The organism is Burkholderia sp. APQ4-4ca, assembly GCF_057837105.1.
Genome location: NZ_JBYQCG010000231.1, coordinates 11,452 through 26,864, shown reverse-complemented (window position 1 = coordinate 26,864; position 15,413 = coordinate 11,452). Strand labels below are relative to the sequence as shown.

At 65.4% G+C, this 15,413-nt stretch carries 11 protein-coding genes, 1 tRNA gene and 1 pseudogene; 5 read left to right on the top strand and 8 right to left on the bottom strand.

The features are described from left to right. The first annotated feature begins 34 nt into the window (after window positions 1-34). On the top strand, window positions 35-1,240 hold the full coding sequence (locus AC3IFE_RS27465) for a chromate transporter (RefSeq protein WP_489193227.1): 1,206 nt from the start codon (window positions 35-37) through the stop codon (window positions 1,238-1,240). Between the two features lie 45 nt (window positions 1,241-1,285). Here AC3IFE_RS27465 and AC3IFE_RS27460 read toward each other — a convergent pair whose 3' ends face one another. Beyond that, window positions 1,286-1,732, bottom strand: coding sequence for a multidrug/biocide efflux PACE transporter (locus AC3IFE_RS27460; RefSeq protein WP_489193225.1), 447 nt, complete (start codon window positions 1,730-1,732; stop codon window positions 1,286-1,288). Window positions 1,733-1,844: 112 nt separating this feature from the next. Between AC3IFE_RS27460 and AC3IFE_RS27455 the strand changes: the two genes are divergently transcribed. After that, the gene (locus AC3IFE_RS27455) at window positions 1,845-2,729 is read left to right on the top strand and encodes a LysR family transcriptional regulator (RefSeq protein WP_089468097.1); all 885 of its coding nucleotides are present in this window, start codon (window positions 1,845-1,847) and stop codon (window positions 2,727-2,729) included. A 52-nt stretch (window positions 2,730-2,781) separates the two neighbouring features. Here AC3IFE_RS27455 and AC3IFE_RS27450 read toward each other — a convergent pair whose 3' ends face one another. The 5 genes from AC3IFE_RS27450 to AC3IFE_RS27430 form a co-directional block, all read right to left on the bottom strand. Then, the gene (locus AC3IFE_RS27450; RefSeq protein ID WP_089468098.1) at window positions 2,782-3,240 is read right to left on the bottom strand and encodes a CopD family protein; all 459 of its coding nucleotides are present in this window, start codon (window positions 3,238-3,240) and stop codon (window positions 2,782-2,784) included. A 263-nt stretch (window positions 3,241-3,503) separates the two neighbouring features. Beyond that, on the bottom strand, window positions 3,504-5,825 hold the full coding sequence (gene parC, locus AC3IFE_RS27445) for a DNA topoisomerase IV subunit A (protein ID WP_489193222.1): 2,322 nt from the start codon (window positions 5,823-5,825) through the stop codon (window positions 3,504-3,506). A 227-nt stretch (window positions 5,826-6,052) separates the two neighbouring features. After that, entirely contained in the window at window positions 6,053-8,035 is a 1,983-nt protein-coding gene (gene parE / locus AC3IFE_RS27440; RefSeq protein WP_050017499.1) for a DNA topoisomerase IV subunit B, read from the bottom strand. A 220-nt stretch (window positions 8,036-8,255) separates the two neighbouring features. Then, window positions 8,256-10,205, bottom strand: a complete 1,950-nt coding sequence (locus AC3IFE_RS27435) for an ATP-binding cassette domain-containing protein (RefSeq protein WP_489193220.1) — start codon at window positions 10,203-10,205, stop codon at window positions 8,256-8,258. Window positions 10,206-10,471: 266 nt separating this feature from the next. Then, entirely contained in the window at window positions 10,472-10,876 is a 405-nt protein-coding gene (locus AC3IFE_RS27430) for a DUF4399 domain-containing protein (RefSeq protein WP_089468101.1), read from the bottom strand. A gap of 198 nt (window positions 10,877-11,074) precedes the next feature. On the opposite strand from AC3IFE_RS27430, the gene AC3IFE_RS27425 reads away from it, so the two are divergent. From AC3IFE_RS27425 to AC3IFE_RS27415, 3 genes are all read left to right on the top strand, one after another. Beyond that, entirely contained in the window at window positions 11,075-11,257 is a 183-nt protein-coding gene (locus AC3IFE_RS27425) for a rubredoxin (RefSeq protein WP_006478164.1), read from the top strand. Window positions 11,258-11,407: 150 nt separating this feature from the next. Beyond that, window positions 11,408-11,482 (top strand) — tRNA-Arg (locus AC3IFE_RS27420). Window positions 11,483-11,645: 163 nt separating this feature from the next. Beyond that, on the top strand, window positions 11,646-12,860 hold the full coding sequence (locus AC3IFE_RS27415) for a tyrosine-type recombinase/integrase (RefSeq protein ID WP_089446173.1): 1,215 nt from the start codon (window positions 11,646-11,648) through the stop codon (window positions 12,858-12,860). 111 nt (window positions 12,861-12,971) lie between these two features. On the opposite strand, the gene AC3IFE_RS27410 is transcribed toward AC3IFE_RS27415, so the two are convergent. Both AC3IFE_RS27410 and AC3IFE_RS27405 read right to left on the bottom strand, forming a co-directional pair. Then, complete coding sequence (locus tag AC3IFE_RS27410) at window positions 12,972-13,790, bottom strand: toll/interleukin-1 receptor domain-containing protein (RefSeq protein WP_060254821.1); 819 nt, start codon at window positions 13,788-13,790, stop codon at window positions 12,972-12,974. Window positions 13,791-14,556: 766 nt separating this feature from the next. Beyond that, a pseudogene (locus tag AC3IFE_RS27405) lies at window positions 14,557-15,413 on the bottom strand (DUF927 domain-containing protein); the annotation flags it as partial.

Genomic DNA, 15,413 nt, shown 5'->3' with positions numbered 1-15,413 from the left:
GCGAGAGATCCGGCCCTGCGCCAACCACACAATCATGACAACCGTCGAAGTCGAAGCGACCGCGCGTGTCGAAGAGGCACCGGCATCCCTATGGGCCTTGTTCAAGGTCGTCGCCAGCATTTCGGCCGTCTCGTGGGGCGGGCTTTCGATGATGGCGCAGCTCGAGCGCCATTACGTGGAGCGGCTGCGGCGCATCGAGCCGCACGTCTTCGGCGATCTCGTCGCGCTCGCGTGGCTCGTGCCGGGCCCCGTCGGCTGCAATGTCGCCGTGCAGGTCGGCCAGACGCTGCATGGCCGTGCCGGCGCATGGATCGCCGGCATCGCGAGCGTGCTGCCGTTCTCGGTGCTGATGACGCTGTTCGCGATCTTCTATCAGACGCCGCTCGTCCGCTCGCTGGCCGCGCCGGTGCTGATCAATCACTTCGGGATGGTGCTCGCCGCGCTGATCGGCGTCACGTGGGTCAAGCAGTTGCGCTCGCTCGCGCGTACGCGGCTCGAACAGGCGATCGCCGCGCTATCGACGATTCTGCTTGCTTTCGCGCATGGTCCGGCCGCTTTCGTCGCGATTCTGCTCGCCGCGTTTGCAGCGGGCTGGCTGACGGGGCCGTCGCAACGCGATGCGATCGATTTCACGCTGTCCAAGCGCGATCGCGGCCTGCTCGTGCTGCTCGGCGTGCTCGTCGTGCTGTTCGCGATGCCGCTGCCCGGCAATTACCAGGCGGATCTGCTGTGGCCGCGCCTCGCGGGCGCCGGCATGACGCTGTTCGGCGGCGGTTTCTCGGCGCTGCCGGTGCTCAAGACGCTGTTCGTGTCGCCGGCGACCGGCATCTCCGATCACGACTTCACGCTGGCGTTCGCGCTGTCGCCGGTCGCGCCGGGGCCGTTGCTGAACGTCGTGCCGTTTCTCGGCTACCTGACCGACGGCTGGGTCGGTGCGCTGCTCGCCACCGCCGCGCTATTCATTCCGTCGGGGTGCCTCGTCGTGTTCGCGCAGAACCATCTGTTCCGGCTCAAGCGCCATTCGCGCTTCGAGCACGGGATGCGCCTGCTGCGCGCGGCGACGACAGCCTTTCTCGTGGTCGCCGTCGTGAAGATCCTCCACCGCGAACCGGGCGACCCGGTTTACTGGCTGACAGGCGCGTTCGCGACGCTGTGCTTCACGCGCTTCAAGGTGCCCGTCTATGCCGTGTACGGCGTGGTCGCCGCCGTGTGCAGCGTGTGGCTGTGGGCGGCGCACTGACGGGCCACGGCCGTCGCCCTGCGCGCCCCGCTCGGCCTTGACGCCTCAACCGGCCTGCACCGCGACCCGGCGCGCCATCCAGCGGGCGCGCAGCGCGTCGTACGCGAGGTTGAAGCAGAACGTGTAAGGCAGGAAGAACAGCACGATGCCGAGGTCGAGCAGCAGCGCCTCGACGAGGCTCACGTTCAACCACCACGCGGCCACCGGCACCACCATCGCGACGAGGCCGAGTTCGAACATCGCCGCGTGCGCGACCCGCATGCCGAGCGTGCGCGACAACCCGGCCCGCCGCTCGAAGTGGTCGAACAGCGTGTTGAACGTCATGTTCCACGCCATCGCGATCAACGACACCATCACCGTCAGCACGCCGACGTGCGACACCGGCATGTCGAGCAGCCACGCGCCGATCGGCGCGCACAGCGCGATCGCCACCAGTTCGAACGTCAGCGCGTGCAGCAGGCGTTCCGTCACCGTTTTATTCGTCTGTTTCATGATGCCCTCCGATGCATTGCTTGATCCATGGCGGCCATTTTGATCGGTAGAACCGTGCGAATCCAGTTTGATATCATCGGTTTTACCGATATAACGCTACGAGGAGCCTTGCATGCATCACGCCCCCGAAGCCCTGCTCGCATTCGCCGAAGCGGCACTGCTCGGCTCGTTTACGGCCGCCGCCCGCAAGCTCGGCAAGCGTCAGTCGACCGTGTCGGAAGCAATTGCGAATCTCGAGATCGATCTCGGCGTGCAGTTGTTCGACCGCTCGACGCGCACGCCGGCGCTCACCGATGCCGGCCGTGCGCTGCTGCCGCAGGTGCAGCGCGCGCTCGAGGCGAGCGCGGCGATCGACCGCACGGCCGCGCGGCTCGCGCACGGCGAGGAAGCGCGACTCACGCTCGTCGTGTCCGATACCTACCAGTCGAAGCGCTACGAGGAGACGTTGATGGCGCTCGAACGGCGCTTTCCGGCGCTCGAGCTCGAATGCCAGATCGCCGAGCACGACGACGTGCTCGACCTGATCCAGCAGGGCCGCGCGCAACTCGGGCTGATGGCCGCGCGCGCGGCCTACCCGGCCGATATCGGCGCGGCGACGGTGGCGGAGGAATCGGAGATCGGGCTGTTCGTCGGCCGCACGCACGCGCTCGCCGAATACGGCGACGCCGAGGTGCCGCACGCGGCGCTGCGCGACGTGCGCGAACTGCGCCTCAATACCTACGTGAAAACGGAAGGCCGCGGCACCGACGACCGGATCGTCGTCGGCACGCAGCACTGGCTCGCGCCGAGCTACCTGATGCTGCTGGAGATGGCCGTGCTGGGGTTCGGCTGGGCGGAACTGCCGCGCTGGATGGTCGAGCATTTCGCGCGCGACCGCCTGTGCGAGCTGCGTGCGCGCGGCTGGCCGCGCCGGGTGCGGGTGGATGCGGTCTGGTCGCGCAACCGGCCGCTCGGGCCGGCCGGCTCATGGCTGCTCGACGCGATGCTGGCCGCGTAGCGGCGCGTGCCGCCCCGGCCTGGAGCCGAGAACGAAGGACCGACGTCGCCGGTCAGAACCCGCGCGACAGCACGGCCGCGCCGATCGTGACGACGCCGAGCACGAGGTTCACGACGACGAGCAGGCGCACCGCATTCACCGCGCGGGCACCGTCCGGCCAGTTCTGCGCCTGGACCGCACGGCGAATCCGCGGGAACAGCGCGAAGCGGATGTGTCCGAAGATCAGCATCATCACGACGCCGAGCCCGGCCATCGCATGCAGCGACCACGTCGCGTGCGCACCGCCGAAGCTCATCAGCAGGAAGCCGCCGGTGAGCAGGATCACGATCACGGCCCCCGACACCCAGTTGAAGAAGCGGCCGAACACGCCTTCGATCAGCGGCAGCCGCAGTTGCGGCGACAGGTCGGACAGCGCGGGGCGCAGGCAGAAGTGTGCGAAGACCATCCCGCCCACCCACACGGCAACGGCCAGCAGGTGAAGAAACAGCGCGACGGCAACGGCGTGGGACATGGGGACGATCCTGTGATGAGTGGGGTGCAGCGAACGGCCGCGTCGCACGCGGCATCAAGCGACGTTCGACCCGCCAGTCGCGCGGCGGTTCGGACCCTCGACGCGATTTCACACTATTTTGCAAATTCCGCGTGACAGCGCCACGCTTGCTTACCCGAATCCCCGCATCGGAAAGAAAAAGCCGCACCCCCGCCGAAGCGGACGTGCGGCCTTCGATCGCGGCCGAACCGGACGATGCCGACGACCCGGCCAACGGCGCGGCGTCAGCCGAGCAGCGGACGCAACTCGGTGACGACCTTGAGCTTCGTGTCCGGCGCGCGGCCCTTGCGGGCACGCTTGCCGATGTGCGGCGCGAGCCCGGCATACGACAGCGTCTCGTCCTGCACCTTGCCGCCGCGGCCGGTGCCGATCAGCACGACGCCGGCCGGATCGATCGCCAGCGCCTGCACGAGCGTTTCCTTGTCGTCGAGCGCCATCAGGATCACGCCGCGCCCGCCGCCGGACAGCGTCTTCATCTCGTCCATCCCGAACACGAGCAAGCGCCCGCCGCTCGACAGGCAGGCGACCTGCGTCGCGTTCGGCAGCACCGGCATCGGCGCGAGCGGCACCGCGCCCGCGTCGATGGTCATGAACGACTTGCCGGCCTTCAGGCGGCTCACCATGTCGCCGACCTTCGCGAGGAAGCCGAAGCCGTTGCTCGACGCGAGCAGCAGTTGCTGGTCGGCCGGCGCCGCGTAGTAGTGCATCAGGTGCGAGCCCGATTCGAGCTCGATCAGCGACGTGACCGGCACGCCGTCGCCGCGCCCGCCCGGCAGCACCGACACGTCGACCGAATACACGCGGCCGCTGCTGCCCCACGCGATCAGGCGATCAGGCGTGCGGCACTGGAACGCCGCGTAGAGATGGTCGCCGGCCTTGAACGTGAAGCCGGCCGGGTCGAGCCCGTGGCCCTTCAGCGCGCGCACCCAGCCCTTCTGCGACACGACCACCGTCACCGGCTCGTCGACCACCTTCGCCTCGAACGTCGCGCGCTTTTCCTGCTGGATCAGCGTGCGGCGATCGTCGCCATACTGCTTCGCATCGGCCTCGATCTCCTTGATCATCAGCCGCTTCATCGCGCTTTCGTTCGCGAGCAGCTCCTCGAGCTTCGCCTTCTCGTCGCGCAGCGCTTCGAGTTCCTTCTCGATCTTGATCTTCTCGAGCCGCGCGAGCTGGCGCAGGCGGATTTCGAGGATGTCCTCGGCCTGCCGCTCGCTCAAGCCGAACGCGCTCATCAGCGCGGCCTTCGGCTCGTCCGATTCGCGGATGATGCGGATCACCTCGTCGATGTTCAGGAAGACGATCATCCGCCCTTCGAGGATGTGGATGCGGTCGTCGACCTTCGCGAGACGGTGGCGGCAACGGCGCGTCATCGTCAGCTGGCGGAACTTCACCCACTCGTCGAGGATCGTCAGCAGGCCCTTCTGGCCCGGCCGGCCGTCGGCGCCGATCATCACGAGGTTCAGCGTCGCGTTCGATTCGAGGCTCGTGTACGCGAGCAGCGTGTTCACGAATTCCGTCTGGTCGATCGTGCGCGACTTCGGCTCGAACACGAGCCGCACCGCCGCTTCCTTGCCCGACTCGTCGCGCACCGCGTCGAGCAGGTCGAGCATCGCCTTCTTCGTGTTCAACTGCTCGGGCGTCAGCGTCTTCTTGCCGAGCTTGAGCTTCGGGTTGGTCAGTTCCTCGATTTCCTCGAGCACCTTCTGGCCCGACGTGCTCGGCGGCAGCTCGGTCACGACGAGCTGCCACTGGCCGCGCGCGAGATCCTCGATCTTCCATTTCGCCCGCACCTTCAGGCTGCCGCGGCCCGTTTCGTACGCCGCCGAGATTTCGGTATCGCTCGAGATGATCTGGCCGCCGCCGGGGAAATCCGGGCCGGGAATCAGGTTCATCAGCTCCGCGTGCGTGAGCTTCGGATTGCGGATCAGCGCGACCGCCGCGGCCGCGACTTCGCGCAGGTTGTGCGACGGGATTTCGGTGGCGAGGCCGACCGCGATGCCCGACGCGCCGTTCAGCAGCACGAACGGCATGCGGCTCGGCAGCGTCTTCGGCTCCTCGAACGAGCCGTCGTAGTTCGGCATGAAGTCGACCGTGCCCTGGTCGATCTCGTCGAGCAGCAGCTTCGCGATCGGCGTGAGACGCGCTTCCGTGTAACGCATCGCCGCCGCGCCGTCGCCGTCGCGCGAGCCGAAGTTGCCCTGCCCGTCGATCAGCGGATAGCGCAGCGAGAAATCCTGCGCGAGACGCACGAGCGCGTCGTACGCCGACTGGTCGCCGTGCGGATGGTATTTACCGAGCACGTCGCCGACCACGCGCGCCGATTTCACCGGCTTCGCGTCGGGCCCGAGGCCCATTTCGTTCATCGCGAACAGGATCCGGCGCTGCACCGGCTTCTGGCCGTCGCACACGTCGGGCAGCGCGCGGCTCTTCACGACGCTGACCGCGTAGCTGAGATACGCCTGCTCCGCGTAGTTGCCGAGCGTCAGCGCGTCGCTCTCTGGCGCGTCGGGGCTGGCAAAGAGATCGGAAGTATTGTCGTCCATCTGAATTCCGTATTCGTAAGTGGCGTGAGGCCGGGCCGGGGGGCATGCCCGGCCGCGCGGAAAGCGGCGGTGCAGTGTTCGATGTCAAGCGGTGCTGATGCGCCGGCGGATTCGCGTTCGTGGCAAGAAGCAAACCGCAGCGATGCCAGACGCATCGCGAGGATTTGCGACGCCGCCACGGGCGCGAAGCCGCAGCGCATCAGTGCCGATTGGCGTCGAACACTGCACTAAATGTCCGCTTCGACGTCGTTGCCCTTTTCCTCGAGCCAGCCGCGCCGCGCGGCTGCCTCGCCCTTGCCCATCAGCATCGTCATCCGCGCGACGGTCGCCTCGTAGTCGAGCTCGCCGAGCTTCACCGGCATCAGGCGGCGCGTGTCGGGGTTCATCGTCGTGTCCCACAACTGCTCGGCGCTCATTTCGCCCAGGCCCTTGAAGCGGCTGATGCTCCACTGCGTGTCGCGCACGCCGTCCTTGCGCAGCTTGTCGAGGATCGCTTCGAGCTCGCCGTCGTCGAGCGCATAGAGCTTCTGCGCGGGCTTCTTGCCGCGCGCCGGCGCGTCGACGCGGAACAGCGGCGGGCGCGCGACGTATACGTGGCCGCGCTCGATCAGTTGCGGGAAATGCTTGAAGAACAGCGTGAGCAACAGCACCTGGATGTGCGAGCCGTCGACGTCCGCGTCCGACAGGATGCAGATCTTGCCGTAGCGCAGGTTCGACACGTCGACGGTATCGTCGGGGCTGTGCGGATCGACGCCGATCGCGACCGAGATGTCGTGCACCTCGTTGTTCGCGAACAGGCGATCGCGTTCGGTTTCCCACGTGTTCAGCACCTTGCCGCGCAGCGGCAGGATCGCCTGGTACTCCTTGTCGCGGCCCATCTTCGCCGAGCCGCCCGCCGAGTCGCCCTCGACGAGGAACAGTTCGTTGCGCGCGATGTCTTCCGTCTCGCAATCGGTCAGCTTGCCCGGCAGCACCGCGACGCCCGAACTCTTGCGCTTCTCGACCTTCTGGCCGGCGCGCGTACGCGCCTGCGCCTGCTTGATCACGAGTTCGGCGAGCTTCTTGCCGTGCTCGACGTGCTGATTCAGCCACAGTTCGAGCGCCGGACGCGAGAACGACGACACGAGCTTCACCGCGTCGCGGCTGTTCAGCCGTTCCTTGATCTGCCCCTGGAACTGCGGATCGAGCACCTTCGCGGACAGCACGAACGACACGCGCGCGAACACGTCTTCCGCGAGCAGCTTCACGCCCTTCGGCTGCAGGTTGTGCAGTTCGACGAAGCTCTTCACCGCCTGGTAGAGACCGTCGCGCAGGCCCGACTCGTGCGTGCCGCCGGCCGGCGTCGGGATCAGGTTCACGTACGACTCGCGCACGAGCGACCCTTCCTCGCTCCATGCGACGACCCACGATGCACCCTCGCCTTCGGCGAAGGTTTCGTCGGTCGAACGCGCATCGGCGAAACGCTCGCCTTCGAACAGCGGAATCAGCAGCTCGCTGCCGTTCATTTCGTCGAGCAGGTAGCCGCGCAGGCCGTCTTCATACTTCCACGTCTGGCGCTCGCCCGTCTTTTCGTTGACGAGCACGACCTCGACACCCGGCAGCAGCACGGCCTTCGAGCGCAGCAGGCGCTGCAATTCGCCGAGCGGCAGGTTCGGCGAATCGAAGTATTTCGGATTCGGCCACACCTGCACGCGCGTGCCGGATTTTTTCTCGCCGCGGCCCGCGCCTTGCGTGGACAGCGGCTTCACGACGTCGCCGTCGGCGAAGCCGAGCTCGGCGATCTTGCCGTCGCGCCACACCGTCACGTCGAGACGCGTCGCAAGCGCGTTCGTGACCGACACGCCGACCCCGTGCAGGCCGCCCGAGAACGTATACGCGCCGCCCGCGGCCTTGTCGAACTTGCCGCCGGCGTGCAGGCGCGTGAACACGATCTCGACGACCGGCACGCCCTCTTCGGGATGCATGCCGAACGGGATGCCGCGGCCGTCGTCTTCGACCGATACCGACTGGTCGGCGTGCAGCGTGACCGTGATCTGCTTGCCGTAGCCGCCGAGCGCCTCGTCGGACGCGTTGTCGATGACTTCTTGGATGATGTGCAGCGGATTCTCGGTACGGGTGTACATGCCGGGCCGCTGCTTGACCGGCTCGAGACCCTTGAGCACCTTGATCGATGCTTCGCTATAGGCCGCGCTGGGTTTCTTTGTTGACATAGGCGCTGAATTTCGTCATTCATCGGGACGTTGTCCACACCTCGTGTGGATAACGTCGTGGACAAAACGTTGAGTTCCGTAAAAAAGCGAATCGAAACAACGGTGTGCTTGGACTGCTCCGAAAGCGGGCGCGCGGCGTGTGCGGCGCGCCCCTGGACGCGCGGTATTTTACTGGTTCCGCGTGGCGCGCCAATCGCGGGATCGACGCGCACCGCGCGCGTCACACCGGCTTGCGCTTCGCCTCGAGCGTTTCCCACCGTTCGAGCGCGGCGAGCAGCTCGTCGTCGATCGCCGCGAACCGCTCGGTCAGGCGCGTGCCCTCCTGCGGATCCTTCGCGAAAATCGTGCCGTCCTCGAGCTGCGCATTGATCGTCTTCTGCTCCGCTTCGAGCGCGGCGATCTTCTCCGGCAGCGAATCGAGCTCGCGCTGCTCGTTGAACGACAGCTTCACCGTGCGCTGCGCGTTGCGGCCGGCCGCGCTCTTCGCCGGTTCGTCCTTCGCGGGCGCCGCTTCCTTGACCGCGCGCTTCGCCGCTTCCTGCTGCGCGAGCTGCTCCGAGCGCTCGCTCTGGATCTGCCAGTCGGTGAAGCCGCCGACATATTCGCGCCACTTGCCGTCGCCCTCCGCCGCGATCACCGACGTCACGACGTTGTCGAGGAACGCGCGATCGTGGCTGACCAGCAGCACCGTGCCGTCGTAATCGGCCAGCAGTTCTTCGAGCAGTTCGAGCGTCGGGATGTCGAGGTCGTTGGTCGGTTCGTCGAGCACCAGCACGTTGGCCGGGCGCGCGAACAGGCGCGCGAGCAGCAGCCGGTTGCGCTCGCCGCCCGACAGCGACTTCACCGGCGAACGCGCGCGCTCCGGCGCGAACAGGAAATCGCCGAGATAGCTCATCACGTGCTTGCGCACGCCGCCGATCTCGACCCATTCGCTGCCGGGGCTGATCGTATCCGCGAGGCTCTTTTCCTGGTCGAGCTGCGCGCGCATCTGGTCGAAATACGCGACCTGCAGGTTCGTGCCGGTGCGCACCGTGCCTTCGTCGGGCTTCAGGTCGCCGAGGATCAGCTTCAGCAACGTCGTCTTGCCGGCGCCGTTCGGGCCGACGAAGCCGATCTTGTCGCCGCGCATGACCGTCGTCGAGAAGCGGTCGACCACCGTGCGGCCGCCGTAGCGCTTCGTCACGTCGGTCAACTCCGCGACGATCTTGCCGGACTTCTCGCCCTGCGCGACGTCGAGCTTCACGTTGCCCTGCGCATTGCGGCGCTCCGCGCGCTCGTTGCGCATCTGCACGAGCCGCGCGATGCGGCCGACGCTGCGCGTGCGGCGCGCCTCGACGCCCTTGCGGATCCACACTTCTTCCTGCGCGAGCAGCTTGTCGAACTTCTCGTTCTCCACGCGCTCGACTTCGAGCTGCTGCGCCTTGCGCGTCTGGTACGCGGAGAAATTGCCCGGATACGACAGCAGCCGGCCGCGATCGAGCTCGACGATGCGCGTCGCGACGCGGTCGAGGAACGCGCGATCGTGGGTGATGAACAGCAGGCCCGCGCGCTGCGCGACGAGCAACTCCTCGAGCCAGCGAATGCCGTCGAAGTCGAGGTGGTTGGTCGGCTCGTCGAGCAGCAGCACGTCGGGCTGCAGCACCAGCGCGCGCGCCAGCGCGACGCGCTTCTGCATCCCGCCCGACAGCGCGTCGACGCTCGCGTCGCCGTTCGTCAGGCCGATTTGCGCGAGCGTCATCGACACGCGCGTACGCCAGTTCCATGCGTCGTGCGCGTCCAGCGACGACTGCAGCGCGTTCATTCGCGCAAGCAGCGCATCGTGCTCGGCGCCTTCCGGTATCTCCGCGAGGCGGTGCGCGATCGAATCGTATTCTTCGAGCAGTTCGCGCGTGTGGGCCAGCCCCGACGCGACCGCGTCGAACACCGTCGCGCCCGGCTCGAATTCGGGCTCCTGCGGCACGTAGACGGTCACGAGCTCCTGCTGGCGCGTGATCAGCCCGTCGTCGGGCTTCGCGAGATCGGCGACGATCTTCAGCAGCGACGACTTGCCCGCGCCGTTGCGGCCGATCAGGCCGACCCGTTCGCCGGCTTCCAGCGAGAAATCCGCGTGATCGAGCAACGCGACGTGACCGAACGCGAGCTGCGCGCCGGTAATGGAATAGAGCGACATGGGGAGACGGCGAAGAGAGAAATCGGAAGCGCCCATTGTACCGGGCGCGGAGGCCGGCATCGGCTCGGCTGGATGGACGAGTGCCGCGGGACGTTCCCGACGGGCGCTGGCGCGGTATCGTGGGTACGGTGTAGCCGACCTCCGGTTTTCGGACGCCGGCTACGGTTTGCGTGCCCGCATGAGCATGCGAATGCCGGCCGGATGCCCGCGGCCGGCCGATCGGCAGATCCCGCGCGGCGCATCGGGCGCCGGCGCGGGATGCACGGTTATTTCACGTTGACCGTGATCGTCGAGCTCAGTTCGGGACCGTACGACCGGTGCGCGCCGTCACCGAGTTGCAGCGTCAGCGTGTGCTGGCCGGGCGGCAGCTTCACGTCGGTTTCGGTCTGGGCCTTGCCGAAATGCAGCGAATGGTCGGTCGCCGGGATCACGTCGCCCTTCGGCACCGGCTTGCCGTCGATCAGCAGGTGGTGGTGACCGGTATCCGGTGTCATGTCGCCGGCCGGCTTCAGCGCCATGCCTTCGAGACCGAACTTCACGTGCACGGGGCTCGACACCGTCGCACCGTCCTGCGGCTCGACGAAGAACACACGCGCCTCGGCGCGCGCGAGCGTCGACACGGCCAGCGCCGCGACACAGACTGCACCCGCGATCCACTTTCTGTTGATCATCCTTTCCTCCTACAGATTGACAGGCCCACGAAGCATACACTGCATGCCCGACCGATGCGACGCCGCCGGTTGTTCGCGATGCGCACGTTTAAAACGACGTTGCGCAGACGTTCGGCGAAATTCCGGTAACATTGCGCCTTTCGTCCGCCGGCCACGCCGCGGACGGCATCGCCGAATTTTCATTATCCCGAGCGCAACATGAGCGAAGTAACCGAATACCAGAGCTGGGTCTGCCTGATTTGCGGGTGGGTCTACAACGAAGCGGAAGGACTGCCCGACGAGGGCATTCCGGCCGGCACGCGTTTCGCCGACATTCCCGCCGACTGGCGCTGCCCGCTGTGCGACGTGGGCAAGGAAGATTTCGTCGTCGTCGATTTCTGATTTTCCGTTTCGATCGCGGGTGATCTCGCGATACGCGCGTTGGGGTGGTGCATTCCGCCCCGCCGACGCGCCGCGCGTTTGCTATACTCTGCGCGCTGTCCACACTGCCGTCCGGCTCGCGGTTTTTCGCGCGATTGCCCGGACTTGGCTCTCCCCGTAGTTCAATGGATAGAACAAGCGCCTCCTAAGCGCTAGATACAGGTTCGATTCCTGTCGGGGGGACCAGTCATGCCCCAAAGCTCCCCAAAGATTCACAAGAAACTCCCCGCTCAAGCCCGTCTGGCGGCCTTCTCACGCCCATCGTTACCCAACATTGCTCAGTGACAGCCAGAGAAAGTGTTGGTATTTTTGTTGGTATCAGCAGATACCAACAACACAGATACCAACAATGCCTCTCACTGACATACAGGTACGGAACGCAAAGGCCAGCGCCGCACCGTACAAACTCACGGACGGCAACGGGATGTTCTTGCTCGTCCAACCGAACGGCGCGAAGTACTGGCGCTTGTCCTACCGCTTCCTTGGCAAGCAGAAGACGCTCGCCCTCGGCGTGTATCCGGCCGTCACGCTTGCGACGGCACGGAAGAAGCGCGACGAGGCCCGCGAGCAGATCGCGGCCGGCACCGATCCGGGCGAGGCGAAGAAGGACGCAAGACGGGCCGCCGAAATCGCGGCGGCCAACTCGTTCGAAGCGGTAGCCCGCGAGTGGTTCGACTCTCAACGTCCGGGCTGGAGCGACGGCTACGCGGAGAAGGTGTTGAATTCGCTTGAGGTCGACGTGTTTCCGAAGATCGGCCCTCGCCCAATCACGGAGATCGATTCGCCGCAGATGCTCAGCATCGTTCGCGAGGTCGAGGCGCGCGGCGTGCGCGAGACGGCGAAGCGGATTCTCCAGCGCTCGCGCGCGGTCTTCCAGTACGGGATCATGACGGGGCGATGCTCCAGGAATCCAGCGGCCGACATCGATGCGCAGACGGTCTTGAAGAAAGGTCCGGGCGTACAGCACATGGCACGCGTCAAGGCGACGGAGATCCCGCAGCTCATGCGCGACATTGACGCCTACCAAGGCGACCTAGTTACCCGGCTCGCGCTCCGCCTGATGGCGCTGACCTTCGTGCGGACAACGGAAATGATCCGTGCAGAGTGGTCAGAGTTTGACGAAGCCGCCGCAGAATGGCGCGTGCCGCCGGAACGCATGAAGATGCGCGATCCGCACATCGTGCCCCTATCGCGGCAGGCACTCGACGTGCTCGCCCAGCTTCGCGCGCTCAACGGCCAGCATCGATTCGTGTTCTACAGCGTGCAGGGCCGGAGCCACATATCGAACAACACCATGCTTTACGCACTCTATCGCATGGGCTACAAGTCGCGAATGACGGGGCACGGGTTTCGCGGCCTTGCGGCTACGGCTCTGCGTGAACTTGGCTTCGGCCGAGACGTTGTAGAGCGCCAGATGGCACACGCCGAACGCAATCAAGTGACGGCCGCGTACGTTCACGCTGAATACCTACCGGAACGCAGACGAATGATGCAGGTGTGGGGAGATCACCTCGACAAACTTAAAGCCGGGGCGGAAATCATCCCGATCGCGGCGGCAAGATAGAGCCGTGCCGCCGCGCGTATGAGCCTGAGTCAGATCAGGTCCGAGATCGCTTGGGCCGTGATCGACTCTCCGCCGTAATGTTGAAGCACGCTTTAAACGGCGGCCGTCGCTTCACTTCCTCCAAACTGTCGGCCCCAGTTGCAAGGGGAGCGCCTTAACGATCTCAATAAACGCTTCCAATTCCGTCGCGGGCGACTTCCACACATACGACTTCAAGAGCTCCGGCACCTCACCGACCTTTCCCTCACTGTCCGCGAGAACCAACGTAACGATAGAGAATCGATCCCCCTTCCGCCGCTTCTCCTGGATTGCATAGTTGACCTCGCTTGCAAGATATCCGCTATCCGCATAGTTTGGTGTTACGAAGAAAACCGCAGCGCAGGAACTCTTAAAACCAGCCAGCAGCGCCCGTTCAAGCTCGGCACCCGCGACCATGGCTTCCTCGTCCAGCCATGGCTCAAACCCAACCACCTCCAATGCGGCCTTGAATCTCCGAATCACGGGCTTATCGACACCCTTGTGACTCAGGAAGATTTTTCTCTCCATTTTTTCCCTCACAATTTCCGGCGTAATCACGAACTTAACGTACGTCCGATCCTCTTCTCGATCAAACACAGGCACTCGCCTAATATCGTGGTCCATTTCGAGCTCGAAATCCCCACTCAACCAACTTCCAGCTTCGTAGCCGGGGAAGAAGTCTTTGAACTTGTCCGAACGGAACAGCCAAGCCCCTCTGTCGAGGCGAAGCCATTCGACCGAATTTTGTGCGAGCGCCTCTGCAACAATTTTGCTTGCTTCCTTGGTAGTCGCTCTATGAAAGATGGGCAAACTAATCGTTATTCCGTCCTCGGCATATGCGCCGCCCATAGGACCGAGATCCTCCCATTTGATGGCCCCTCCGACAAGAAGGTGACAAACGATGAATTTCATTCGTTCAGGATCCTATCTTCACTGGTGCAGTTATCGGCATTTCATATGATGCCACGCGAGCGGCCGCTGACTGACGCGAAACCGACACCCGAACGTCAGACCCATGCCCGAGTGAAACGACGCGTGATGGCCGAAATGAGTCAGACGATCTAGCGCTACCAGCCCATATGCCCCCCTTGCAGCGCACCTCCCACCGATTTTTCCGAGTTGGCACCGCACTGTCAGCTCCCTGCATTTCGGTATGAATATGACCCCCCTTGGGCGGGCCGGGAGTAGGAAAAACACGCGGGTGTGAGCCCCCGCGCCTTTGCCCTAGACGCAGGGTCCCCCGCATTCCGGCCACCCCGACACTTGCGGCCGGCGCAACAATGCCCGATCGGTGCGTGTCGCGGACACCCCCCCTTCGAAACACGTTGTCGACGCCGCTTGAATCCCGGAGAACCTTGCCCCGTCTGGCGTTGCGGTCGACGCGGACGGTCGACGCCTGCCCGCTCAGTGCAAAACGAGTTGGAGATTTGGAGATAAACGCCTGAATCGGCCGCAAAGCCTTATGGGGTAAGGCTTCGCGTGTCTCCAAACGATTTGGAGAACGCTGGAGATACTGGAGATAAACCGGCCCGGATTGTTACCGCTATGGCAAGATTCGCGGCAGCCGCCGACCCGGTTCCCTCTGGAGCGGATCGCTCAAAGTAACTTTGACGCACGGGCCAAAAATGCCGCGCAAAGGAATGCCCGCCACCGCCCTCCCGGACGGCGGCGGTGCATTTCACAGCTCAAGCGTGAAGATGGACGGCAGCACGCGATAGACCATGAACTTGCCGTGGCCGGGGATGTACTCCTGCCGGTACGGATAGCCGTCGCTGCGCGGCATCAGCACGCCCCGCTTCATCAGTGCCTTGGCGACGATCTTGTGATCGAAGCCGGCGCACACGTCCTTGCGGAACACGGCCGCTTCGATCAGGTATTCCGTCTCGACGCTTTCGGCATCGTCGGCGCTCATCTTGCCGCCGAACTCGGCGTAATACTCGCGATCGGAGGCGATGGGCGTGCGCCGCTCGTCGCGTTTCACGTGCTGCTTGAAACCCGCTCGATGTGGCACGTTCGGCCGATGGTCGTCCTGCGCCCGGTTCATCCACACGAAGCGGTTGTCGCCGTGCGCGGCGAGGAAGTGCTGTACCTGCCGCACGGCTTCGGCCTCGTCCGAATTGCCGGTGCCGCCACGCAGTTCGAGCCAGCCTTCGAAGCAGCGACGCGCGGCTTCGACCGCTTCGCCCTGCGGCCAGCCGGTCAGCCCGTGCGCCGTCGCCAGCTCGCCGGCTACCGCAACGAGGCAGAACCGCTTGGCGACACGCGCGACCTGCGAATGTGAGCCGTCCGGCACCCATTGCCCGACCAGCTCATCGACGCGCATGCGCAGATGCTCGGCCAGCTCGCCGGCCTGCGACGACGCCCACTCGATGAACGCGGGGCCGGCCGTGCCGTAGTGCATGCCGGCGTGCCGCTCTAGATGCTCGATCAGCGCGGCCGGCGTCGGGAAGCCGTGCAGCTTCTCCACGACGCCCATTTCGCCAACCTCGGCCGGGATCGCGGGCAAGCGCACCTCGATCCCGCCTTTCATCGGCT